Annotated in this window: 19 protein-coding genes; 2 read left to right on the top strand and 17 right to left on the bottom strand. The window is 39.9% G+C overall.

Annotation, left to right across the window (positions count from 1 at the left end; genetic code table 11):
* Position 1 precedes the first annotated feature (1 nt).
* From bioA to AC4IF5_RS07305, 5 genes are all read right to left on the bottom strand, one after another.
* Positions 2-1291: an adenosylmethionine--8-amino-7-oxononanoate transaminase gene (bioA, locus tag AC4IF5_RS07325; RefSeq protein ID WP_490733099.1), complete on the bottom strand. Its 1290-nt coding sequence runs from the start codon at positions 1289-1291 to the stop codon at positions 2-4.
* A 620-nt stretch (positions 1292-1911) separates the two neighbouring features.
* Positions 1912-2895: a biotin synthase BioB gene (gene bioB, locus AC4IF5_RS07320; protein ID WP_490733097.1), complete on the bottom strand. Its 984-nt coding sequence runs from the start codon at positions 2893-2895 to the stop codon at positions 1912-1914.
* A gap of 2 nt (positions 2896-2897) precedes the next feature.
* The gene (bioD, locus tag AC4IF5_RS07315; RefSeq protein WP_490733095.1) at positions 2898-3509 is read right to left on the bottom strand and encodes a dethiobiotin synthase; all 612 of its coding nucleotides are present in this window, start codon (positions 3507-3509) and stop codon (positions 2898-2900) included.
* A 143-nt stretch (positions 3510-3652) separates the two neighbouring features.
* Positions 3653-4762, bottom strand: a complete 1110-nt coding sequence (locus AC4IF5_RS07310; protein WP_490733093.1) for an aminotransferase class I/II-fold pyridoxal phosphate-dependent enzyme — start codon at positions 4760-4762, stop codon at positions 3653-3655.
* A complete protein-coding gene (locus AC4IF5_RS07305; RefSeq protein WP_490733092.1) occupies positions 4755-5378 on the bottom strand; it encodes a hypothetical protein in 624 nt (207 codons plus the stop codon). Before AC4IF5_RS07305 ends, AC4IF5_RS07310 begins: the two co-directional genes overlap by 8 nt.
* 66 nt (positions 5379-5444) lie before the next feature.
* Between AC4IF5_RS07305 and AC4IF5_RS07300 the strand changes: the two genes are divergently transcribed.
* Entirely contained in the window at positions 5445-6938 is a 1494-nt protein-coding gene (locus AC4IF5_RS07300) for an aminotransferase-like domain-containing protein (protein WP_490733090.1), read from the top strand.
* Between the two features lie 139 nt (positions 6939-7077).
* Here the strand turns inward: AC4IF5_RS07300 and AC4IF5_RS07295 are convergent, their stop codons facing one another.
* The 9 genes from AC4IF5_RS07295 to AC4IF5_RS07255 are packed head-to-tail and all read right to left on the bottom strand — an operon-like array spanning position 7078 to position 20756.
* Positions 7078-8247, bottom strand: a complete 1170-nt coding sequence (locus AC4IF5_RS07295; protein WP_490733089.1) for a PepSY-associated TM helix domain-containing protein — start codon at positions 8245-8247, stop codon at positions 7078-7080.
* 2 nt (positions 8248-8249) lie between these two features.
* On the bottom strand, positions 8250-10694 hold the full coding sequence (locus tag AC4IF5_RS07290; protein WP_490733087.1) for a TonB-dependent siderophore receptor: 2445 nt from the start codon (positions 10692-10694) through the stop codon (positions 8250-8252).
* Entirely contained in the window at positions 10681-12069 is a 1389-nt protein-coding gene (locus AC4IF5_RS07285; RefSeq protein WP_490733085.1) for an AMP-binding protein, read from the bottom strand. Before AC4IF5_RS07285 ends, AC4IF5_RS07290 begins: the two co-directional genes overlap by 14 nt.
* Before the next feature lie 4 nt (positions 12070-12073).
* Complete coding sequence (locus tag AC4IF5_RS07280) at positions 12074-12319, bottom strand: acyl carrier protein (protein ID WP_490733083.1); 246 nt, start codon at positions 12317-12319, stop codon at positions 12074-12076.
* A 1-nt stretch (position 12320) separates the two neighbouring features.
* Positions 12321-13724, bottom strand: a complete 1404-nt coding sequence (locus AC4IF5_RS07275; RefSeq protein ID WP_490733081.1) for an MATE family efflux transporter — start codon at positions 13722-13724, stop codon at positions 12321-12323.
* Positions 13721-15532, bottom strand: coding sequence for an IucA/IucC family protein (locus tag AC4IF5_RS07270; RefSeq protein WP_490733080.1), 1812 nt, complete (start codon positions 15530-15532; stop codon positions 13721-13723). Before AC4IF5_RS07270 ends, AC4IF5_RS07275 begins: the two co-directional genes overlap by 4 nt.
* An 8-nt stretch (positions 15533-15540) precedes the next feature.
* On the bottom strand, positions 15541-16857 hold the full coding sequence (locus AC4IF5_RS07265) for a lysine N(6)-hydroxylase/L-ornithine N(5)-oxygenase family protein (RefSeq protein WP_490733078.1): 1317 nt from the start codon (positions 16855-16857) through the stop codon (positions 15541-15543).
* Positions 16850-19258: a GNAT family N-acetyltransferase gene (locus AC4IF5_RS07260; protein WP_490733076.1), complete on the bottom strand. Its 2409-nt coding sequence runs from the start codon at positions 19256-19258 to the stop codon at positions 16850-16852. Before AC4IF5_RS07260 ends, AC4IF5_RS07265 begins: the two co-directional genes overlap by 8 nt.
* Entirely contained in the window at positions 19230-20756 is a 1527-nt protein-coding gene (locus tag AC4IF5_RS07255; protein WP_490733074.1) for a pyridoxal phosphate-dependent decarboxylase family protein, read from the bottom strand. The genes AC4IF5_RS07260 and AC4IF5_RS07255 overlap by 29 nt, the downstream gene beginning before the upstream one ends.
* A 216-nt stretch (positions 20757-20972) precedes the next feature.
* Here AC4IF5_RS07255 and AC4IF5_RS07250 point away from each other — a divergent pair, with 216 nt between their 5' ends.
* Positions 20973-22070 (top strand): TauD/TfdA family dioxygenase, encoded by a 1098-nt coding sequence (locus AC4IF5_RS07250; RefSeq protein WP_490733072.1) that lies wholly within the window; start codon positions 20973-20975, stop codon positions 22068-22070.
* 391 nt (positions 22071-22461) lie between these two features.
* Here AC4IF5_RS07250 and AC4IF5_RS07245 read toward each other — a convergent pair whose 3' ends face one another.
* The 3 genes from AC4IF5_RS07245 to AC4IF5_RS07235 form a co-directional block, all read right to left on the bottom strand.
* On the bottom strand, positions 22462-23043 hold the full coding sequence (locus AC4IF5_RS07245) for a 5'-methylthioadenosine/S-adenosylhomocysteine nucleosidase family protein (protein ID WP_490733070.1): 582 nt from the start codon (positions 23041-23043) through the stop codon (positions 22462-22464).
* Between the two features lie 81 nt (positions 23044-23124).
* A complete protein-coding gene (locus tag AC4IF5_RS07240; protein WP_490733068.1) occupies positions 23125-23493 on the bottom strand; it encodes a hypothetical protein in 369 nt (122 codons plus the stop codon).
* A gap of 144 nt (positions 23494-23637) precedes the next feature.
* The gene (locus AC4IF5_RS07235) at positions 23638-24339 is read right to left on the bottom strand and encodes a DsbA family oxidoreductase (protein WP_490733066.1); all 702 of its coding nucleotides are present in this window, start codon (positions 24337-24339) and stop codon (positions 23638-23640) included.
* Positions 24340-24391: the final 52 nt, after the last annotated feature.

Genomic DNA, 24391 nt, shown 5'->3' with positions numbered 1-24391 from the left:
TCTAATCTCTGAGCTGATCCAGAACTTCCAGAATATTCTGATACACAAAGTCCAGCTCTTCAGCTGAAATACAATACGGAGGAACCAGATAGATTACATTTCCCAATGGACGCATAATAATTCCTCTTTTTAAAAATTCATTATAAATTTTTTTTCCTATTTCATTAAAATAAGAAGTTCCTTGCCCGGTTTTAAAATCAAAAGCTAAAATAGTCCCTATCTGACGGGCATTTTCTACCTGAGGATGGTTGGCAAGGGTTTTTACAAACTCTGAATGCTGGTGGGTGATACGTTTGATATTCATTTGGGTTTCTTTTTGAAGTAATAATTCCATACTGGCCAGAGCGGCAGCACAGGCCAGAGGATTAGCCGTAAAGGAGTGTCCGTGAAATAAGGTTTTATGATGGTCATCAGACAGAAAAGCATTGTAGATGGCATTGGAGCATGTCGTGATTCCCATAGGCATGGTTCCTCCCGTTAATCCTTTTGAAAAACACATGATATCCGGCTTTTCAGTAAGATAATCTGCTGCGAAAAGTCTTCCTGTTCTCCCAAAGCCGGTAAAAACCTCATCCTGGATCGTGAGAATTTCTTCTTCCCTGCAGACTTTCATCAGGCTGTTCAGGTCTTCTGCCTGATACATCAGCATTCCTGCTGCTCCCTGAACTAAAGGCTCATAAATGATACAGGCTACTTCATCAGCAAGTTCTTTGATTTGAGTCTTTAAATTTTCCAGGTTTTCCGAATTAGGAGTATCAATGAAAATGACTTCAAACAGCATGCTTTCAAAAGGCCGGGTCCAATAGCTTTTCCCGCTTACGGACATTGCTCCGAAAGTATCTCCGTGATAGGCATTTTTAAAAGCGAGGATCCTGGTCTTCTTTTTCCCTTGATTATGAGCGTACTGAATGCACATCTTCAACGCGACTTCCACTGCTGTAGAGCCATTGTCAGAGTAAAAGACTTTCTCCTGACCGGCAGGCAGCAGCTTCAGCAAATTTTCAGAAAGCTGTATAGCCGGTTCATGGGTAAACCCTGCAAAAATAACCTGTTCCAACGTATTCAGTTGCTCAAAAACCCGCTGTGCGATATATGGATGAGAATGCCCATGTAAAGTAACCCACCACGAAGAAACTATATCCAGATATTTTTTTCCTTCTTCATCGTAGAGATAGACTCCTTTTCCTTTTATGACAGGGATAATATTGCTGGCCGTTTTCATTTGCGTGTAGGGATGCCAGTTGACGGCTTTATCTCTTTCCTGAAGGCTGGTTGGTGTTATTGTATTCATGTATTGATGTAAAATGTATTAATGATGGAAGGGGTTGGTAATATGAAGTAAATATGAGATTCTTACTGATTGTTTTATTTTAACGCAGGGCTCGCAAAGTTTTTCTTTATAAACTTATTTTTTCGTTCGCAAGGGCATTACGCTCAGCTATAGGCTGGCTGCGCTTCTTTGCTGAATACAATGCTTTTGCGAACGAAAATACAGGATTCTCTATACTTTCTTAGCGAACCATTGCGTTAAAATTTCTGCTTTGTTGATTATTGCTTTCCTGTTTTTTTAAGTTTAAAGCTGTATAAACTTTTCCAATGAAAACCAAAAAAGCCCAAAAAAGATTAAACACTTCAGTTGTTTTTAAGTCACAAGCCTGCTGCACAATAAGTACACCTGAGCTTTATGAAAATCTTTGATTTTCTTCTTATGTGAACTTTTTATACAGTATCATTTTAAACTAACTTAAGTGGACTAAAGTGTTTAGAATAAAAGCTTTTTCAAGTCAAAAAAACATCTATGATTCTTATGAGATAAAAAGTTTAAACAGATTCTTAATCAGTTTTGCAACAAAGTTCAGAATACCAGTGACCAGGATCCGAATACTGACCTATGTTCTCACTTATAATTGTTTAACAGCAGGTTTCCTTTTTCATCATAGGTTTAAGCCCAAGGGTCTGCAGCATCTGCATATCCTCAGAGACTCCGGGATTCGGTGTTACCAGTAAGGTTTCCCTTTCTCCTGTAAAGATAGAATTGGCTCCGGCCATAAAGCACCATGCCTGCTCTGTTTCGGTCATTTCTATACGTCCGGCGCTTAGTCTTACCATAGAGGAAGGCATAACGATTCTTGCTGTCGCGATCATTCTTATCATTTCCCAGGTATCTACTTTTTCATTGTTCTCCAATGGTGTTCCGGCTACCCTTGCCAGTGCATTAATAGGAACAGATTCCGGATGTTTAGGCATTGTTGCTAAAGTCAGGAGCATTGAAATTCTGTCTCTATGCGTTTCTCCCAATCCGATGATTCCTCCGGAACAAACTGTAATTCCTGCTTTCCGTACATTGTTGATCGTATTGATCCTGTTATCGAATGTTCTTGTTGAAATGATTTCTTCATAATACTGTTCAGAAGTGTCCAGGTTGTGGTTGTATGCATACAATCCGGCTTCCTGAAGCCTTATCGCCTGCTCTTCCGTAAGCATTCCCAGGGTGCAGCATACTTCCAGTCCAAGATCATTCACTCCCTTTACCATATCGATTACCCTGTCAAAGTCCCGGTTGTTCCGAACTTCACGCCATGCGGCAGCCATACAGAATCTTGAAGATCCTGCATCTTTAGCTTTCTGAGCGTGAGCAATTACCGTTTCAGTGGGTAACAAAGCCTGCACTTTAATGTTAGTGTGATAACGGGCTGCCTGTCCGCAATAGGAACAGTCTTCCGGGCATCCTCCGGTTTTGATCGATAATAAAGTTGAGATCTGTACTTCAGAAGGATCATGCCATTCCCGGTGTACGGTAGCGGCTTTATAAATCAATTCCATCAGAGGTAAATGATAAATTTCCTCGATCTCTTCTTTGGTCCAGTTGTTTCTGATTTCTGTTTTCTTATCCATTATCATAATTTTGTTATTGTTAACTGCTTTGCAGCAGCTTTTATATGTTCTTTACCGGGACTGCTGATCTCAGGAATCCGGATTATTTTTGTTTCTTTTTCAATGAAGCTGCAGATCACTCTTTCAGTATCTTCGGGAAAGTCTCCATTAAGAATTACATATTCTAATTTTATGTTTCTTTGCTGTAATACAATGATCGATAGCAAGCTGTGATTGATACATCCCAAATAGTTTCTCACCACCAATGCCACAGGTAGATTGAGGATTTCTATGAGATCAATAATAAACCTGTTGTCTGAAAGAGGAACCATCAAACCTCCTGCTCCCTCTACGATTAAGTCTTTATCTGTTTCCGGTAGCCGGAAATTATCAAGGTCAATGTGTATATTTTCTGCCCGTGCAGACTGATGGGGAGATGCAGGTAATTGAAGCCGGTAGGTTTCCGGATAACAAATGGTATTGTCTGTCCATTCTCCAATTTTATGACTGTCTGTATAATGCAGGTCTCCGGATTGTACGGGTTTCCAGTAATCTGCTTTAAAGTACTGAACCAAAATGGCCGAGCAAACGGTTTTCCCTATTTCGGTTCCTATTCCTGTGATAAATAATTTCATGCCGGTGGTGAAAAGGTAAAAGGGCTAAATGACAAAAAAGACAGATAGCGGCTGATTGATTCTTTTCAGTTTTATTATTGAACTTTTCTTCTTCTGTTTCTATTCTAAGGCAGGTAAGTGTTTAGCCATTTTGCCTTTTCGCTTTAAATAAACTCTCTGATAATCTCAGTCAATCTCATTATTTCTTTCTCCGTATTGAAGGTGTGGAGGCATATTCTAAGCCTTTCGCTTCCTTCTTTCACGGTTGGGCTGTATACGGCATAGGTTAAAAAGCCTTCTTCAGATAAAGCATTTTGTACTGCTTTTAGTTTCTGATTATCAGGAATTACAATTGCCTGAACAGGGCTCGTTTCTGATGATGGAGATTTTATTCCCTGGTCTCTAAAAACTTTAATGTTTTCCTGAAGCTTTTCAGCCAGCTCCTTGTTGGTTTCTAAAAATTCATATCCGATTCTGATGCTCATCCATTGGAAATCCTGCGCTGAAGTGGTATAAATAAATGAAGATGCAAAATTGATGAGATAAGTTCTTGTGACTTCATTGCATAATATTGCCGCTCCATGGGCTCCCAATGCTTTACCATAGGTCATAACCGCTGCTGAAACATAGTTTTGCAATCGGAATTTTTCGATAAGGCCATAACCGAAAACTCCAAAAGCATGGGCTTCATCGACAATTAAGTCTGCTCCGTACCTTTTAGCAAGAGAAGCGATCTCCGGAAGAGGAGCAAAATCTCCTTCCATGGAATAAAGGCTTTCTATAGCGATATAGCAATGTCCGTTCTGCCTTTGTAATATACTTTCCAGATCTTCCAGGTCATTATGCCTGAACTTTATTTTCCTTGCATTTGACATTCTGCAAGCATCATGTACGGAACGATGGATCTGCTCATCTGCAATGATGGTGTCATGGCGGCCGGGAAGTGTGGAAAATAAGGCAAGGTTGGCATTATAGCCGGACGGAAAGAGCAATGCTGCCGGAAAAATATGTTTTTCAGCCACAAAGTCTTCTGTCATAGTAACGATGTCACTGTTGCCGCTGATCAGCCTTGAGCCTGTGCTTCCTGAAAGCAATTGCGGCTTTTCGATGACCTTTTGCAGCAGAATGTCCTGAAGCGCTTTATTTCTCGCGAATCCCAGATAGTCATTAGAATAGAAATCAATTCCTTCAGACTCAGGCTTTAAACTTCTTAATGTCCCCTGCTCTTTTCGTTTGTCAAGTGATTGTTGAAAATATGAGGTATCGTTATGCATAGTTCAATTGTGCTATTTCTTCTGTAATAGCATTGATCCATTGATCGTGTAATTCTTTTTCAATGGTCAGGATATGGTCTGCATGGGCCTTCCAGTCTGCTGAAAATTCATTGAGCTGATTGATCATTTCCTCCAGATGTCCTTCTTCTTCCAGAATAATAGATTTTACCATAATCTTTGAAGATTCTTTAGTCAGAATATCCTGATATACAGGGTATAGTTCATCAGCACGCACTTCAATAGCATAGGTTACAAAAAGATAGGCAGCATATTTTAGATCTTCTTTACTAAGCTGAAACACGTCCTGAAGATACCGGCAGGCTTTGATATCTAAAGAATGAAGATATTGGCGGGTGGCTATTGGTGCCAGAAGCTCTTTATTTTCATAGGTTTTGCAAAACTCAGGATCTATTTTTCCGATCTGCTTTTTCAGATAATATGCATGGCGATGCTCTTCTGCTGCATGCTTCAGCTGAATCTGGGTCACCAGAACCGGATGCTCACATTTTGATATTTTTCTTGCTCCGGCATTTTCCATAAAAGAAAGTGTGTTTAGCCATTTGGCATGAGTGGTGCCTTCCTGTACTATTCTTTTTAAGAGATGATGAAATTCCATAGATTTTTATTTTGATGTCAAAAGTAGTATATTGCCGGATGGTTGTATGGTGCCAGTTTTGATATTATGGATAGTCCGGTTAGAATTCCTTATGAAAGTTTTATAAAAATTGACAGAAGATCAGAGACTTCTATCTATCTGCAGATCGCCAATCAGCTGGTTAATGCGATCCAAAGAGGATTTTTACCCTTTGGAACCAAGCTTCCGGGAACAAGGACCTTCAGTGAAATACTGGAAATTCACAGAAATACGGCAGTAGCCGTATATGATGAATTGTCAGCTCAGGGCTGGACTGAAAGTGTTCCGAATAAAGGTACCTTTATCATTGGAAAGGAACAAGAAAAACCTGTAAAAGTGAACGATTTTGAACAGAATAACCTTCAAAATTATCCTAAAACCACCGGTTTTTCCTTTAAAACGTCAAATATCCTGGATAATCCGTTTGAACATTCGGATTGTGAGTATGTCTTTAATGACGGGGTACCGGATATCAGGCTGACCCAGATCGGACAGCATTCCCGGTTTTACAGTTCTATCCTTAAGCGTAAGTCTCATCAGAAGATATCAGGACACTATAATCATGACGGAAGCGAGTTCTTTAAAGAGCATTTATCCCGCTATCTTAATTTATCCCGTGGACTTCCTATTTCTAAGAATAATTTGCTGATCACACGAAGCACGGAAATGAGTATTTATATTGTCTCTGAAATCCTTCTTTCTGCCGGAGATGTGGTGCTGGTGGGTGCATTGAGTTACTTTTCAGTTAATATGATCTTTATGAAAGCCGGTGTTCAGATGGTATCCATTCCTATAGATGAAGATGGGATTATAGTAGAAAGTGTAAGAGAGGCCTGTAAAAAGCAGAGGATCAGAATGCTTTACCTTACCCCGCATCACCACTATCCTACTACCGTGGCATTGAGTGCGCAGAGAAGGTTTGAGCTTCTGGAGCTGGCCCATGAATACGGATTTATCATTCTTGAAGATGATTATGACTATGAGTTCCATTATGATAAAAGCCCTATTCTCCCTTTAGCCAGCGCAGATACCAACGGAATGGTCATTTATATCGGATCTTTTGGAAAATCTTTGGCTCCGGGATTCCGTACGGGATTTATTGTCGCTCCTGAAAACCTGATGGCAGAAATGAGAAAATACCTTGGGATCATTGACCGTCAGGGAGACATCCTCATGGAAAGAGCTTTGGGTGAAATGATCGCTGAGGGTGAGATCAACCGTTATCTGAAAAAATCGCTGAAAGTGTATCAGGAAAGGAGGGATTATCTCAGTACCCTGCTTCTGGAAAATATGGGAGAACTTATTACCTTTCAAAAGCCGTCAGGAGGTTTAGCGATCTGGCTGGAATGGAATGTTCCGCTCAATCTGATGCAGCTCAGCCGTAATTGTGCCCGGGAAAATCTTTTTGTTCCTAAAACTCTTCTTTATCAGAATAAAAACCTTACTGCCATAAGGCTGGGATTCGGTGATCTGAATTTTGAAGAGATGGAAAAAAGCATTAAAGTACTCTCAAAGAATGCCAAATTATTGATGGGTTCATAGAATCTTTGGACTGTGAGCAGATCATAACTTATTGAACCCTGTTTGATCTGCAAGAAAAATAAAAGCCCCTATACAGAGGCTTTACAGTAATTTGAAGTTGTGGAGAATAATAGTTTATTGAGTAAACTGCGGCCTATCATTAACCCATGACCTTCTTCTTCTTTGGTTTTTTCTTTTTTCTGTTTAAATAGATAATAAAACCGGTAATGGGAAGTGATGCAGCAATGATCGCAGCCAGAAAATAAATAATCCTGCTGGTCATTCCCAGAATACTTCCGGTGTGAAGGTCATAATTTCTTTCCCTTAATGCGGTTCCATATCCAATATTTTTGTTTTTATAAGATTGATGTTTTAAAATTTCCCCTGAATACTGGTCAAAACTATACTGTTCATTTCTATATTGTCTCTCATCGTAGGTCAACTCAGCATAATAGGTACCTTCTTCCGATCTTGGAAAGTTGATAAGGGCTGATTTTTTATCCGGAAGTCCTTGTTCCATTTCTTTTCCAATCCTGTCCAAAATGCTTTTCCGGTCTGAAAATTCTTCGGAAGGAATTGTACTTTTAGCTTTCTGTTCGGTAGGTGTGCTTCCATTCAGAGTCTTTTTTACCCATTGATCTATATCTCCGAAACTCCATATCAAAGCGGAATAAGAAATAAGAAGCAAAGGGATCACGGCATAAAACCCTAAAACATTGTGAACGTCATAGTTGATTCTCTTCCAGTTGGCAGATGTCTTGATGAAGAACATTCCCTTCAGCATGTTTTTGCTCATTTTGCGGGGATACCATATCACAAGCCCCGAAAAAAGGATGACAGCAAATACCAATGTAGAATAGCCTGTAATGGTTTTTCCTATTTTTTCGCCCAGCAGAAGCCTTCTGTGAAGATCCAGTACAATTTCAAAAAAGTCCTGCTTGGCATCTTCCACGTCATGTACTTTTCCTGTGTAAGGATCCATGTAAACCCGGTAATAATAAAGATAAGTTCCCCAATAGGTCAACGCTTCATTATCCATTTTAAGAGTACGGAATACATACGTTCGTGAAGGATCAGAAGGGATTACAACTCTTTTGATCTTTAATCCTTCAGGGAGGGCTTTCTCCGCTTTTCCGGTAAGTTCAGACAATGGCAGTTTTTTTCTTCCAATATTCTCAACGAAATATCTGTTGGGGTGAACAATGTGTTTTAATTCTTCTTCAAAGGCAAGAATACAGCCTGTAGCTGCTATGATAACAACTATAAGCCCGGACGTTAGTCCGAGCCATAGATGTAACTGATATGCAATTTTTCTAAACTTTAGCTTCATCGTTAAAATTTAAGGCTTACCTCAGCAACAAAATTACGAGGCATCTGGGCTACAACAACCCCCTGACCTGCAAAATATTGTGCATTGCCTAAATTGTTCATTTTAAATCCAACTCTATACTTTTCTTTTTCAAGAGAAACAGAAGCATTGATCAACGTATAGGCAGGGAATGCAAACTGTCCGGTAATAGTCTTATTTCCGGTAATCTGTTTTCCTACACGATTCACCCCAAAACCTACTCCCAGTCCCTGAAGCCCGTTAATAGGAAGGATATAACTGATCCATGAATTGAACACATTCGCCGGACCTGCAGACTCCGGACGGCGTCCTTCTACAGTAGGATCCGCTTTTTCAAACCGGCTGTGGTTGTAAGTATATCCTGCTATAATATTGAGTCCCTGAACAGGGTTCATGATGGTTTCTATTTCAATACCTTTACTTCTTTGCTCTCCATCCTGAACAACAATATTGTATTCTTTTCCGTCACGAACTACTCCGATTCCCCGCTGTATATTGTCAACCAGGATATCATAATATCCAACCGTGAAATTAACCTTATTTCTCCAAAGATTTCCTTTTACTCCCACTTCCCACTGATTGGCAGTTTGCGGTTTCATATCTCCGCTATAGTCTGGAAGTTGCTGGATAACCGGTGCTGTATAGCTAAAACCGTTCATATAGTTTCCATAAGCTGACAAATGATCTTTAACGATTTGATATACTAATCCGAACTTTGGAGACCATGCTGTCTGCTTGAATTCTCCGGCACGTTTGTTTTCATTCAGGTTAAGCTGTCCTTTACTTTCATAATGATCCAGGCGTAAACTTAATAAAGTAATCAAACGGTCAGTAATATAGGTTACATTGGATACATAAGCACCATAAAGATTAGCTGAAGAGGTATTCCTTACCAAAGGTGATTTACCAGCTGCTATTGCCGCTTTGGTAACTTCCTGAATTTTCTGAAGTGCCAGATCCTTGGAAATACTTCCATAGCTGCCTGTCAGGTTTTGTCCATCCACGTTGTCGAATACAACGATTGGGGAATGATTATTGTTGATAGACTGATTGAAATAGTCTAGTCCAATCAATATTTTATTTTTGACCTTACCGATATTGAATTCTCCGTTAAAGTTCTGCTGAATGCTTGTAGAAGCAGCTTCTGAATTCTGCCATTGTACGTTACGCTCCAACATGGCATCACTGGTAGTCCCTCTGATAAACTGATATTGATATAAACCTTCAGTTTTTCTGTAGTTTCTTGAAAGCAAAGTCTGAGAACTCCATTTCTCTGAAATCTTATAATTAGCTTCGGCCTTTACATTGATAGACGGAGCCTTCAGGGTCATATCATTGTTTGAATACGATCTTTTCCAGTCGAATCCAAGTTCATCCGGGTTATGAGCGAAATAGGCTCTTGTTCTCGGAAGGAAGATAATCGGAGTATTGGTTCCTTCATAATTATAGATCTGAGCTCCCAGGCTAAACTTCAGTCTGTCATTCACCTGATAGCTTAGTGTAGGAGACACAAAAAATGATTTTCTGAATTCAGAATCCCGGAATCCGTTCTGGTATTGATATGCTGCATTTAAACGGAACAAAGTTTTTCTGGAATCAGTAACCGGTCCGTATACATCAGCGGTCACACGGTTCAGGTTATAGCTTCCCATAAGGTAAGACACTTCCCCACCGAAATAATCTTTAGGTTTTTTGGTCACTACGTTGATGAGTCCCCCGAAAGAAGTTACAGCCCCTCCATACAATGTCCCGGACGGCCCTTTGATAACCTCCAGGCGTTCAATATCTGCAGGATCAATCTCTCCGTTCGTGTTTGCAGGAACGCCATCTACCATAGATACTTTTGTAGGGAAACCTCTGAGGCTGTAGTAGAAACTTCCGTCTCCTGAACCTCTTCCCGGGCTTCCCTGCATTTTTACCATCCCCGGAACATTTTTTAAAACTTCCGAAATATCATAAGTAAGCTGCTCCTTTAATAGCTGCTGGTTGATACTTGTGTACGCTTGTGGGTTTTCTAAAGTTTTCAGCGGCATTTTAGCGACTGAAGTACTGTCTTTGTCCAGAAATTTATTTCTGCTGAAAGCATATACGGTAATTCCTTCAATGACATTGTTGTGCGCCGGAGCATAAATCGCAGGGATTTCATAGACATCTTTCTGAATATGGATTTGCTCACGCATCAGTTCGATATCATTCAAAACCACCTGAAGCGTATATTCCCCAGGTGGCACGTTTTCAAAGTAATATTCTCCTAAATTATTGGTTTTTGCCTGATAAGACGTGTTGACAAGCCTTAAAAGCGCGTTTTTTACAGGTGCCTGCTCAGACAGCATGACCTTGCCATGAATCCGTTCGCCCTGTTGTGCGGAAAGAGAATTTGAAGATAAGGCAAGACCAAGAAATAATATAAGGGTTTTAGATGTTTTCATGCTGTAAGTTTTGTAACAGGGGATAATTTATTTTACCGTTTTGTGATAATGGAAATGATTCTATAAGTTCGGTGCGCACATACTGTGGATTGATGCGCAGTTTATTTTTGATGATTTCAGTGATGACCTGAGGATCTATACTCTGGTTGTCATACAATACAACGATCTTTTTGTCATTGGAATTCAGACATACAAACGTATTTCCTTTCAACTCATTTTTAAGAATAAATTCTACCTCATCCAGATTAAGACGTATGCCGAAAAGCTTCATGATACGCTTGATCCTTCCTGTGATATAATAAATTCCGTTTTCACCTTTTCTGGCTGTATCTCCGGTGTGTAATACCGATGGCTGCTCATAGGAAGCAAGATCCTCCAGCTTATTGGCATACCCGCCGAAAATGCTGGAATGCGAAAAGAGAAGTTCATCCGTTTCAGGATCAATGGTGAAGCTTCCTCTGTCCACCGGAGTTCCGATAGATGTTTCTTCTTCCAGCAATCCCTCTGTGGTAAGGTATGCCATTCTTCCTCCTGCTTCGGTCTGGCCATATTGAGCGAAGAATTCTTTTTTAAATTCGTGGCAATAAGAGAAAATTGTTTTTCTCAGCTCAGCATTGATGACACCCCCGGTATGGGTAAAATACCTCAGGCTTGGAGAATCTTTTCTGAAGAATCCTATTCTGTTCAGGTTTTCATAAAGAAACGGAACGCCTCCCAGAGTACTGTAGCCATACGTTTCCATTTCATCCCAGAATGCTTTCTGCATAATGTCTTTATCTGTACAGACTATTCTTCCGGCACGCATACAGTTGGTGGTGAAAATAGAGAACCCATACACGAAATTGATCGGAACATTCAAAGGAACCACATCAGATTCCAGAATAGGCATATACTGAAGAATGCTTATGGCATTCTGATAAAGGTTTTCATCTGATAGTTTGACCAGCTTGGGAATTCCTGTCGTTCCTGAAGTGCTCAGAAGGATCTTAATTTCCGGATGAATCGATATCTCATGCTGATAATCATCCTTTGCAAAAATTCTGATATGTTCTGAGAATTCTTTTAAGCTGTAACCGGGGATTTCCTCTCTTTGCGGATCAAAGATGTACTTTGGACGGTATTCTGCTTCAATACGGTCTTTAAATTCCGGATGCAGCTTCTGCCCCAATACAGCAATAGTGTGTGCTGTTCCGTAAAAATTGAGGAGTACCTCAATACCGGGCAGCTGATTGTCATTGTACAGAAAGAGCAGCCCTTTTTCTACAGGATTTAAGCCTAAGGACCGGTACAGTGTTCCAACCGGTATCGTTCTACCGGTGGAAGCATCTGTAAACAACAAGTTCTTGTTGGCAATTACATTTTCTAAAATTTTCATATGCTTAGTTTTCTACGAATACATCGTATTTTTTCATTTTTTCACGAATCTTTCCGACAGTTCCCATCTCGAGGATATCATTAAAATCAAATTTGATCTGATAGAATTGCTCAAGCGCTTCTACGATAAGAAGATGAGACATTGAATCCCATTCAGGGATTTCCTGATAGGTAAGTTCTTCGTCTACCATTTCTTTTTTTATTGCAATGGCAGAGGCAATAATTTCATAAAATTCTTCTGTAGTGTTCATTTTAAATTTTTATAGTTTTCCATTTACCGTTTTTAAAGATCATTAGGAATAGTACTGCTAAAACAATTTCCGAAGAAACGATAGCGGTAAATATTCCTCTCAGCTCCCACTGAAATCTTACACCTAAGAGATAAGCCAGAGGAAGCTGAATCACATAAAACATGATAAGATACAGGAGTGTAACCTGCATGATGTTTCCTGCCGCATTCAGAGCACGGCTGATGACCATTGTGAATCCCAATAGCAGATAAGCCATTGATACCACATGGATATACTGAACCGCATACCGTGCTACTTCCGGCTCTGTAGTGAAGAATTGCACAACATACTCTGCTGCAAGCTGCCAGAATAAGGCTACAGCAACCAGATAGGTCATATTGATCGTCCCGGCTCTCCAGACCGTTTTTTCTGCACGTTCCGGCTCTCCGGCTCCCAGGTTTTGTCCTGTAAGAACTCCTGCAGCGTTTCCTATTCCCCAGGCAGGCATAGTGGCAACTGAAGCAATACGCTGGGCTATAATGTATCCTGCAAGAGCTGTTGTACCGAAAGTGGAGATGATCTTCACCATGATCAGCCAGCTGGATGTCGGGATAATATACTGAACCAATCCTCCAAAGGCTATTTTCAGAATTTTTTGCAATAATGGAAGATCAAAGTGAAAAGGTATCCATACGTTGATGCTTGTCTTTCCGGACAGCAGGATAAAAGCCTGATATAAAACGGCCAACAGCCTTGATAAGATCGTGGCATAGGCCAGTCCCATCAATCCGAAAGCCGGAATAAAGCCAAGTCCGAAAACAAGGATCACAGCAAAGACAATATTTGAAATATGGCAGATCCAGAGTGATTTCATTGCAAGATCCGCATCACCTACTCCTCTGAAAAGTCCATTTACGGAAAGACGGAGAATGACAAGGCCTATGCTCAGAAAAACGAGTCTTGAGAAAGACACTCCTCCACTTACCGTATTGGCATTGATTCCCAGGAAGTCAACAATTTCAGTGGCGAAGTAACAGGAAACTCCACCAATAAGCAATGCGAAGGACAGGGCCAGCAGGATGATATAATGAGCGGTTCTGCCCATTCCTTCCTTATCCTTTTCCCCGGCTCTTCTTGCAATAAGTGTCGCTGCCGCGATGCCAAGCCCTACTGCGATAGCATACGCGAAATTGATGTAGTTGTCTGTAATTCCTACAAGACCAAGAACCTTATCTCCTAGTTTTGCAATGATCAGCAGGTTCACACTCACAAAAACAGACTCCATCACAAGTTCCATTACCATGGGAATAGCCAGGCTAAAGATAGAGCGGTTGATACTTCCGGAAGTCAGCTCGACTTTTTTTCCGGCTAAGGCTCCATAGGTAAAAACCGCTCCTTCTCTTAGTATATGCAGGAATTTCCTCATACTGCTGCTACAGAATTTTTATTGGCGATCTGATACAGCGGGTTGGGCAATGCTCCATCCTTTCTTGGAATGGCAAATGCTTTGTTTTCACTGTAGCCGTTATTTTTCAGACGGAGACTGTTGATATAGAACCTTTTAAATGATGGCACATAAAGGTCATATTTTTCATATCGTTCCTGAAGATGCGCATTATCAGCCTTGTAATTTTCTATACAGTTGTGAACCAGTTCCCAGAAGATTTCTTCGTTAAAGTTCGAATACGTATGCAGGGCATTTGACAGATATCTGAAGAAAGCGTCGAAAACGCCAAGGAGAATAAACAATGGAATATTCTCTTTATTGGAAGACTGGATCAGTCCGTCTGCCAGATGTGCAGGAAGCTTTTCCCTCGCTTCTGTGGTAAGCACGATGTCATCTACAAAATCCTTGATCACGATTCTCTGTGGGATGCCATTTTTCAACACCACCATAATGTTTTCACCATGAGGCGTTACGCATAATGAATGGGTGTAATAAATGTGAAGCAATGGGGTAAGATATGCATCCAGATAGCTTTCAATCCATTCTTTGATCTCCACTCCTGCTTTTTCTGCAAAAGCCTGAACCAACGGGATTCCGTTATCATCTACATAAAGCAAGGAAGCCATTGTCACCATCTGCTCATCTTCTTTCAGATAGTTTTCTGCACTCTCCCTCCATAAAGCTCCAAGAAATTCATTATATTGGTAAGGTACACTGGCTATAGCACCATATTGTGGATGCAGATACGCAATAGAAGCCTCTTCACCCAGGAAAATGGTTCCTTTATTTTCCAGATAGGTATCATCTTTTATTAATCCTTTTACCCAATCGGTAATCGCCGGGGCAATTTTCATCTGTTTGGGAGACAGACCTCTGATATTTCCGGTGCTCAGAATAGAAACGGCGGTTTTCAGATATCTTTTTTCAGGATGATCCACATTGAATAAAGTACGGATACTTTGCTGCGGACTGTAGGTATCTTTTCCTTCTCCCAGTTGTATTAAAAGTCCGGATGCGATATCTCCGGCAAAATGGATCTGAAGCTTATGCTCCCATTGCCATGGATGTACCGGGATGAAATGATAATCCTCAGCGATTTTCCCCTCGCTTATCAGCTGCTGCTGAAAATCATTATACAGCAGATCTCCTATTTCTGAACGGTAAAATTCTTCTCTGCTGATATGTTCTAATGACTGGAATACTGATCTGCTTTTATGTGAGGCCAGCCAGATCACTTTTAGGTTTTCATCAGCTTCAGGGGCAAATGTTTTCAGATCACGGGGAGAAAAGCCCAGCCGGCTTTTGTTGACAATAACCCACGGATGCCCTGTCATATTGTGTTCTACGGTCTGATAATCTGCTTCTGCAAGATCTTTTGAAGAAAGTACTCCTTTTGAAAGGATCAGAGCATCACAATATAAGGTATGCAGCAATTCTTCTGTATATCTTGCTATAGTATAGGGATCCAGGTCAAATACGGACTGCATTTCAAGAAAGAAGGCGGCAACATCCACAGCAGATAAGACTTCTCCGTTTTCAGTTTTTGTGATACTGTCTTTATCAATATGCCAGTAGTCCATCATTCTTTCCTGTCCACGGAAACTGTAAACAATATTTTCAAATCCTGTTTCAAGGGTAAAAACAGTATATCCTTCTTTGTCTTCAAACTTTGCTACGGGCTTTAGCAGCTCTTCATGCATCAGTTCTGCAATGGTTTTGGCCATAAGATTTCTGTTGGCCTGTTGCCAGTGTTTCTGGCTTATTGTATTATTTAAGTTGGTGCTCATTTTTATTATTATATTTTGGCAGTTGGCAGGTCAGCATATTTTTCCACATCAAAATCCTGGAAAGCGATTTTTTTCTCGATTTTATAATGTTCTCTTCCAAGAATGTCATTGATGATATAAGAATTACGGTAGGCAGCCATTCCCAGATCTGTGGAAATGTAGCTGTGGGTATGTACTTCAGCATGAAGCACATAGATCTCACCACCGTTATGGTCTATTGAATAATTCCTGTTAACATCAAACAGTCCGCTTGAATCTCTTTTTATTCTGGACTGGATATTTTTAAGGAACTGAGGCTCATGATAGCGATATCCGGTTCCCAGAATCACATAATCCGCCTCCTGGTCATAAGGAACCTCCTGTTCCAGCTGTGTGAATTCCAGATTGATAAAGTCCGGATTGCTGTTGTCTACTTTGTTCAGCTGGCTGTTGGGAATAATCTTAAGCAAAGGATCAGCATTGTCTATGTTCAGATCATAAATAAAATCATAGATGTCATTGATGAGATCATAATTGATTCCTTTGAACTGGCTCTGCTGCTTGCTTAAAATGGTTTTCCTTGCCGATTCGTTTCTATTGTAAAAATAATCTACATAATCAGGAGAAGTAAGCTCCAGTGTCAGTTTGGAATATTCCATAGGAAAGAATCTGTCCGGACGGGAATACCATCCCAGTTCTGTTTTCTCATTCCTGTTCTGAAGCAGGTCGTAAAATACCTCTGCCGCACTTTGGCCGGAACCTATAATCGCTATTTTTTTACCCTCGGATAAAAGCTCTTCTTTCCGGTACAGGTAAGAGCTGGTATGGATAACGCGGGAATCGTCTTTCGGAATGAAGGAAGGAATATGAGGTTGTGTTCCTGTTCCTAAGATCAGTCTTTCCGTTTTAAAAACTTTGGTTTCTTTGGTTTTTGTATGAACCGTAGTGACCAGATATAAGCCATCTTCATAATTGATATCCACTACCTGGGTTGAAAAACGGCACTGTGGAAGCTGTTCAATTACCCATTGACAGTAGCGGTTGTATTCTTTTCTTGGGATAAAGAAATTTTCCCTGATAAAGAATTTATAAAGTCTTCCTGTTTCCTTAAGGTAATTAAGGAGACTCAAAGGGTTTGTAGGATCGGCCATGGATACACAGTCACATAAAAATGGGGTCTGCAGGGTTACATGGTCGATCATCAATCCCGGATGCCAGTCGAAACCATCTCTCTGGTCAAGAAAAAGGGTTTTCAGTTCCGGAATTGGGTTGGATAATGCGGCAAGTCCCAGATTGAAAGGACCTATGCCTATGCCTATTACATTATATACGGCTTCGTTATTCATGTTTTGTGATGTTTGTGGTGATTTGTACCTCTTTGTTTTGCGGGAATTTTTCCCAGTACCATTCTCTGTAGCAGAAGTTGAGATTGGCCTTTTTATGAGGCATTTCAATCACTTTTTCTACCTTGAAACCAACGTGGGCTTTGTTCATCATGGATGCAAGAGAGTCTACAGACCCTTCCCCTACCATTTTGCCTACCTGTGGCTGTGCAAAAACATAGTCCACCATCGATTGTGTGGAAGGTGATACAAATTTTTTTTTAGGATCGATAGGTGCGATGAACTGATGGGTCCCGTAGTCTGTAGGCAATACGTCATAATAATCCCCTACGATATCTCTGCATGCCCAGTAAACTTCAATATTACAGGAAGGCTCATCATTACCGGCTATAATATAACTGTGGGCTTCATCACTCGGAAGCATCAGTCTGTAATATGTTTCAAGTTCATCAATCGGCCAGTTCATCTGCCATATTTTTATGGCATGTTCCCGGTTGAACCATTCATGAAGCATTTCAAGATCATTTTCAAGGTCTATAGGGCGCATACTCATTGTCACGTCTTCCTTCTGAAAATAACGTTTGAAGAAAACCTCTTTTCCCTGTGGATGGATCAGCTGATCTGAGAAGAAGTGTTTATGAAGGAGGTTAGGTACTTTAGCATAGGAAATAGATGATGCATTTATGCCTCCGTCTACATCAGATACTGCTGACTGAAGATTGGATTTTACCGCCCAGTATCGCTGATGTAAAGCATAATCCGTTAAGGATGATGATTCTGACTTATGAAGATGCTCAAACTCCCTGTAAAGAATATGAATCAGCTTTCTCTCTTTTACCAATCCTGTCTTTCCTATCGATGAGATCAGCGCACTCAGGTTGCTCACCAGAAGATGATGGGAAATAATATCCAAAAGACGTTCGTCCCTGATAAAAAGATCTTCAATTTCAGGACAGTCTTTGATCAGATCCTGAAATCTTTCTTTAAAGCTTTCCCTGATCAGATATCCCTGTCCGTCCCTAACATGGATCGACTGAGGAAGAAGCTGATCATCCAATTGAACAAGAAGGTTCTGCTGATGTACTTCCGGAGCCATTCCCCATTGATTCAATAAGCTGTTTAAAGGTGAAAGCAGCAGGTCCACATATTTTTCAAACCAGATGATTGCGGCTTTCTCCGGATCGAGGCCCAGGTGGTCTGCAACATTTTTAAAGAAATAAGTGGTAAAATTGAACCCATCTATAGATTCGTCCTGACACAGCCTGGCCAATAAAAGGACTTTATCTTCTGTTGAAAAAGGATTTTCACGGATCAGTATATTAAAGCTGTCCATGTTTTTCCCTTCATAATGAACGCTTAGTGTGGAGGGTTCCAATAGCAGTTTAAAATTCGGGAAACGGTCTTCAAAAGAAGCTTTTTCATGCTGCCACCATACTGCGGAGGCATATCCTCTGTTGAGATCTTTTAAGCTGTTTGTTCTTACTGATCCGGTCATCAGAACATGCAGAGAAAATTTTAACATCCAGCTGAAATCAGGATTATAAAGAGTCCTTATGGAAGAGGTTGCATAAAATTCTTCTCCTAGCGGACCGATATGAATGATCTGCCCCGATCCGAGCATTTCCGGATATTCTTCCGTTGACAAAAGATACTGTGCTTCCCACGGATGGCAAGGAACTATATAGAAATCATTTGTGTTGTCAAAATCGTAGCTTTCCGGTATGGATACCCATTGTTCGAATATTTCTTTTGCTGAAATCCCGGGAAGTGATTTTTCTGTGATACAGTCTTTATGGATCAAGAAATAATCCAGCTGTAATCCTTTTCCGAATTCAGGACCATACAGAAACTGCTCTTCCTCAGAAAATCCCATTCTTGATTTGGTAAAAGGATGCAGGTTGTGTCCTGCCGGAAGCATCTGTTCAGATTCCAGGAATGAATAAGTCAGGGAATTCTTTTTTTGTGAACAGGTTTCTGTAGTAAGTTCCAGATTTTTCAGACTGCTCTGAATTCTTTTGGTAAACTGCTTCAGCCCTGCATCACTTTCATTATCTGTAAATTCCTGATAGATCAGTTCGGTCAGTTTTTCAGTATTTACTTCAAAAACCTCCTGATTTTGATGGTCTACAGCCCACAGGCCGGAACCATATTCATGAAAGGCAGTTTCTGAACGATAAGAAACGGGAGCGAACAGAAATAGTCCGCTTTTCTTCAGCTCAAACCTGATGTGCAACGGATAGCTGCTTTTCTGAAGTGCTTTGGCTGTAAGAAGATCATATTTTGGAACCCCCTGATAAAATTTTCCATTCCCAAGTTCTCTCAGCATTCCGTTGAGCAGGATCCTGGTGGTAATTTCCCGGGCCTTTTCTCCGGTTTTATTTTTCTGTACTAAAGTCTTTTCCATGTATTTTGATTTTAGTGAGGATCTGATGAATGTCTTCCGTAGTAGTGATAGGATTAAGGAAAGTGAATTTCAGATAGAAGTTTCCGTCCACTTTTGTACTTGCTACCAGAATTTCTCCGCTGTAGAAAAGCTTCATCTTGATATATTGGTTCAAAGCATCCAGGTCACTGATTTCCGGTCTTATATATCTGAAAACAAGAACGCTCAGGTCAGAATCTGAAAGAAGCTCAAAGTCAGGATCTTCGGTGATCATGGCTGCGGCGTCTTTTGTAAGGTCTATTACGGTATCCGTATATTCTGCAAGCTGTTCCTTACCCATCATTCTCAGAGTAAACCACAGCTTCAAAGCATCGAATCTTCGGGTACTCTGTGTAATGGATTTATTGATCTGTGCAGGGATTTCTTCTTCATCCATTTCTTTGGGATTCAGATAATCTGCATGGTGCTTAAGGATTAAAAGCTCTTTTTTATTTTTAACGATGAAAGCACTGCTGCTGATCGGCTGGAAGAAAGATTTATGATAATCTATCGTTACCGAATCTGCTCTTTCAATTCCATTGAGAAGACCACGGTATTTTTCACTTAATAATAAAGCGCAGCCATACGCGGCATCTACATGCATCCAGATATTATACTGTTCCGCGATATTGGCGATGTCGTCCAACGGATCTATATTTCCAAAGTCGGTAGTTCCGGCGGTGGCTACAATACCGATAGGGATATTTCCCAGCTGTTCTTCCCTTTTGATATATTTTTTCAGCAGGGCGATATCCATACGGAATCTGTCATCGGTAGGAACTTTAATGATAGACTTTTCGCCCAGCCCCATAATGGATGCATTTTTAAGATTGCTGAAATGGGATTTATCGGAAACAAAAATTCTGAAACGGGATGCTTCATTAGGCAGCCCATCCATTTTAATATTGTGATTGTATCTTTTCTGGGAAAAGCAGTCACGCATCATGACCAGTCCCATTAAATTGCTTTGAGAACCTCCCGCTGTGAAAACTCCGTCACTTTCGCTGGTGTTGTAACCAATCTGTCCGGCAGTCCAGTCGATCAGTTTTCTTTCCATAAAAGTTCCGCCGGCGCTCTGATCATAAGTATCCTGGGAAGAATTGATGGCGCTTACAAGAATTTCTCCTGCCAATGCCGGGATTACTACCGGACAATTCAGGTGGGCTACATACTGAGGAAGGTGAAAAGCTGTAGCATGCTTTACATAAATATCATCTACTTCGGAAAGAAGTTCATTATAATTTGAAAGTTTTTGATCAAGGTCGATCTGTTGTACCATTCCTTTCATTTCTTTGGCCTCTATGCCGCTGAAAGGCTTGTCATTTCTGTAAAGAAATTCCTGTACAAGGTCTAATGTGCTGTTGACTGCATTACGATAGTGATCATAATTGTCCGGATGAAAAATATTCCCAAAATTCCCCGAAATGTGAGGTGAGGCTACGTTTGAAAGCTCTCCTAGGGATATTATATTGTTGTTCATAAAAGTATTTGTAAGGTGATTTTTAAATCAGTAAGTTCTTTTTAATTTTCAGACGTTTGGATTTATACATCTGATTGTCAAGTTTTTAAATTTGTCATTTTTTTAAGTTTTTATTTGGTGATTGTTTAATTATTCATAAATTTGAATCGGCTATTATTATTTAGAATAATTAAAAACAAAGATAAAGATTATTATTTACTACCAAATTTTTTTTTAATGAATTCTACAGAAATTTTAAATAAAGACAGTATTAAGCAGGTAAAACTGCTTCCTACAGTGATCGAGCTAACCTCTCAGGAAAGAAGAATGATAAAAGATGCAGCGGAGCATCTTCAGAGAAAATATGACAGCTATGAAAACCGTGACTTTATAAAACATGTACATCAATTAGCTTCCTATTTCTTACCGGAAAGAATTTTAAATATAGCTGCTGATTTTGCAAGTGATTTTTCTAAGAACCAGTATGGTGCACTGATCTTTAAAGGATTAATGGAAATAGATCAGGAGAGCATTGGTCATACTCCACCTAACTGGCAGTCTGCCGATTACTCGAAGTTTAATTTATACGGCTTTGCCTGTGCCCTGATCCATGGAGCTCTTCCATCAAAGCCTGTACAATATTACTCTCAGCGTAAAGGTGGCGGATTGATCCATGCGATCATACCCGATGAAAAAATGAAGGAAACACAGACAGGATCAGGATCTTCAACGGATCTTTATGTACATACTGAAGATGCTTTCCTGAAACATCAGGCTGATTTCCTAAGCTTTATGTACGTGCGAAATGAAGAACAGGTTCCTTCAACTCTTTATTCTATCCGTTCTCACGAATCTATCGGGGAAAACTACAGACCTCTTTTTGAACGCATTTATAAAATTCCGAAGGATGCCAATCTGGAAACGGGAACGAATGAGGAAGAAACTTTAGACGCAGTGCTATATGGTAATTATAAGCTTCCATTTATGAGATTTGATGCGGCAGAACAGCTTTTCAATTCCAGCATCAGACAGTCAGAGGAAGCACAAAATACGCTGCAGGAATTCTGGGATGAGGCCAGACATTTGATCTATTCAGGCTTCACTCCACAGGCGGGAGATGTTATTTTGGTTAATAATCATTTATGCGCTCATGGAAGATCCGCCTTCCGTGCAGGAGTAAGAAAAGTAGATGGCGTAGAGCAGCCGTGTGAGAGAAGAATTATGCTTCGTATGATGAGTAAGGTAAGCCTTATTGATATGAGAGCACATACTCTTACCGAGGACCCGTTCTTCGTTATTGAAGAACATTTAGGAAAAAACTTTCAAAATTTTTAGAATGCGCCCGTAGCATTTGAACCTCAATCAATACCAATTCCTTTTTAAGCTTACGCTTAAAAAGGAATTTTTTTATCGGCTTTTGCGGGGGTAATTCTTATTGATAAATTCTACAAGCCCTTGGATAGCTTATATCAGGCTGAATATCGGGTGTGATGATAACCGTTTTGATCTTTTTATATTTGTCTCCCGCAGATAACGCAGATGTTTGCTAAAAAATCTGCTCAATCTGCAAGATCCGCGAGAGGATTATAATCGCTACTAAAGCATGAATAAGCTAAAAGGATTCATGCATTAGTGGCAAAAAAAAGAGTATGCTCTATGAAGTTTTTTTGATTTTGCCGTCTTAAAAACAGCTTTATTGATGATAATGGATGCCATATATTTAATTTTATGAAAACAATATTTTCTTAAATGCTTCAGCGGCCAGATGTACCTGTACACTCCAGTCATCTGCCGCATCGCTTCCCGCATCATCAGAGATGTATTTTAAACACAGGAACGGAATACCCTCCTTTTGGGCGATCAAAGCCAGTGGATAGGCTTCCATATCTACAATATTATAATCTGTTTCAGAGTGATTCATTTCAAAACTGTCACCGCTTCCACAGATGCCTTCTCTCAAAGTATCCATTTTAAGACCGTATTCCAATACAGGAGGAACTCCGGACAATGGAGTTTCATAGAGCTTAAATCCAAGTCCTCTTACATCCATATCTCTCTGAATAAATTTGGTACAGCATACCACTTCTCCTTTATGAAATCCTTTACTTCCTGCTGAACCTAGATTGACAATCAGCTTCGGCTTTCTGTAATGGATTTCTTTTGTCAGCTCTATGGCAGCATTTACTTTCCCAATTCCTGTTATTAATTTATTTTTTCCGTCAAATTCTGTCCCCGCTTCAGAATCCAGTGCAAAAACAAAGAGTGTATCTGCTACGGGATAGTGAAGTTCATTATTAATTTTTATCATTGAAATATTGAATTTATACAGCTATTGGTCTGTATTACAAAGATACGAGAGTTTTTCTGTATCTGATACATATGATGCAGCCTATAGGTGTTGTCTTTTCGAATTAAGAATGATGAAGATAAGATAGCAGATAATAAACACAAAGAAAGGGATTTGAAATAATAAATAGTCAAACTTCTCAACCGGAACCTGTACCATTCTGCTAACAAGAGGCGAAAGCATCATCAGGAAACTTAAAATGGTTATCACCACGTTATTCCTCCATTGTATTACATTCAGAACAATCCCTAACATGCCTAAAATAGCAAAGATCTGATCTATATTTCCAAAATCAAATATCGTGAATAAAAGCCAGAAGATAAATGGAATACCCATTATGTCACCCATTAAAATGATGAGTAAATAAGCAATAATTGAAACCATTCTCAGGATATTGGTTGTGTAATCCATTTTTTATAAATTATATTCTAAACAGCCTGAGTTCGGATAGTAATTCGGAGCTCAGATTAAATATATAAATATTTTCAATTGATTGCAATCAGTTGATATTAAAACCCCCAAAACAACATAAAATTTGTTTTGGGGTTTAGTTTATCAGATACTGCATCCGTCAGCATCACAGGAAGCACCGCTGCCGCCGGAAAGATCTTTAAAAGGACTTACAGTTTCTTTATAAGTCTGCTGAAGAGCATTTTCAAACACTTCTACCGGCTGTGCTCCGGAAACGGCATATTTACCATTCAGAACAAAGAACGGAACTCCGGAAACTCCATTATTTCTGGCATCCACAATATCCTGGTTGACTTCATTATCCAATTGATCTGAAGTGACTGCATGTCGGGCTTCTTCTTTTCCAATTCCTAAGTTTTCCGCAAGTGAAATCAATACTTCAGGATCTGCCACATTCTTACCATCAATAAAGTGAGCGATGAATAAAGCTTCTTCCATCTCATTCGATTGGTTGTGCTTTTTGGCAAGATGAAGCAATCTGTGAGCGCTAAAAGTGTTGGTAATCAACGCTTTTTCAAAATTGAAGTCAATTCCTGCTCCTTTACCCATCTGAGCAACCTGGCTGATCATCTGTGCAGCCTGTGCCTCAGGAAAACCTTTCTTTTCTTTAAAATATTGAATTGTATTCTGAGTTTCTTCTGGGTCTAAGGTGGGATCCAGCTGAAAGCTCTTCCACTCTACTTCCACTTCATCTCTGAATGGCAGCTTTTCCAAAGCCTGCTCAAAATTATTCTTTCCGATATAGCAAAACGGACACATCACATCCGACCAGATTTCTATTTTCATTGTATTTAATTTTAAATCAAATTGATACTGCAAATTTACTATATTTTATTTA

It is taken from the genome of Chryseobacterium sp. UF-290 (assembly GCF_058245615.1).
Note: the sequence above shows the minus strand (reverse complement) of the source record. Positions and strands in the feature narration are given on the sequence as shown.

Excerpts from the sequence above, each read along its gene's own strand:
- bioA (WP_490733099.1), bottom strand. The coding sequence starts at position 1,291 with ATGAATACAATAACACCAACCAGCCTTCAGGAAAGAGATAAAGCCGTC.
- bioB (WP_490733097.1), bottom strand. The coding sequence starts at position 2,895 with ATGGATAAGAAAACAGAAATCAGAAACAACTGGACCAAAGAAGAGATC.
- bioD (WP_490733095.1), bottom strand. The coding sequence starts at position 3,509 with ATGAAATTATTTATCACAGGAATAGGAACCGAAATAGGGAAAACCGTT.
- AC4IF5_RS07310 (WP_490733093.1), bottom strand. The coding sequence starts at position 4,762 with ATGCATAACGATACCTCATATTTTCAACAATCACTTGACAAACGAAAA.
- AC4IF5_RS07305 (WP_490733092.1), bottom strand. The coding sequence starts at position 5,378 with ATGGAATTTCATCATCTCTTAAAAAGAATAGTACAGGAAGGCACCACT.
- AC4IF5_RS07300 (WP_490733090.1), top strand. The coding sequence starts at position 5,445 with ATGGATAGTCCGGTTAGAATTCCTTATGAAAGTTTTATAAAAATTGAC.
- AC4IF5_RS07295 (WP_490733089.1), bottom strand. The coding sequence starts at position 8,247 with ATGAAGCTAAAGTTTAGAAAAATTGCATATCAGTTACATCTATGGCTC.
- AC4IF5_RS07290 (WP_490733087.1), bottom strand. The coding sequence starts at position 10,694 with ATGAAAACATCTAAAACCCTTATATTATTTCTTGGTCTTGCCTTATCT.
- AC4IF5_RS07285 (WP_490733085.1), bottom strand. The coding sequence starts at position 12,069 with ATGAAAATTTTAGAAAATGTAATTGCCAACAAGAACTTGTTGTTTACA.
- AC4IF5_RS07280 (WP_490733083.1), bottom strand. The coding sequence starts at position 12,319 with ATGAACACTACAGAAGAATTTTATGAAATTATTGCCTCTGCCATTGCA.
- AC4IF5_RS07275 (WP_490733081.1), bottom strand. The coding sequence starts at position 13,724 with ATGAGGAAATTCCTGCATATACTAAGAGAAGGAGCGGTTTTTACCTAT.
- AC4IF5_RS07270 (WP_490733080.1), bottom strand. The coding sequence starts at position 15,532 with ATGAGCACCAACTTAAATAATACAATAAGCCAGAAACACTGGCAACAG.
- AC4IF5_RS07265 (WP_490733078.1), bottom strand. The coding sequence starts at position 16,857 with ATGAATAACGAAGCCGTATATAATGTAATAGGCATAGGCATAGGTCCT.
- AC4IF5_RS07260 (WP_490733076.1), bottom strand. The coding sequence starts at position 19,258 with ATGGAAAAGACTTTAGTACAGAAAAATAAAACCGGAGAAAAGGCCCGG.
- AC4IF5_RS07255 (WP_490733074.1), bottom strand. The coding sequence starts at position 20,756 with ATGAACAACAATATAATATCCCTAGGAGAGCTTTCAAACGTAGCCTCA.
- AC4IF5_RS07250 (WP_490733072.1), top strand. The coding sequence starts at position 20,973 with ATGAATTCTACAGAAATTTTAAATAAAGACAGTATTAAGCAGGTAAAA.
- AC4IF5_RS07245 (WP_490733070.1), bottom strand. The coding sequence starts at position 23,043 with ATGATAAAAATTAATAATGAACTTCACTATCCCGTAGCAGATACACTC.
- AC4IF5_RS07240 (WP_490733068.1), bottom strand. The coding sequence starts at position 23,493 with ATGGATTACACAACCAATATCCTGAGAATGGTTTCAATTATTGCTTAT.
- AC4IF5_RS07235 (WP_490733066.1), bottom strand. The coding sequence starts at position 24,339 with ATGAAAATAGAAATCTGGTCGGATGTGATGTGTCCGTTTTGCTATATC.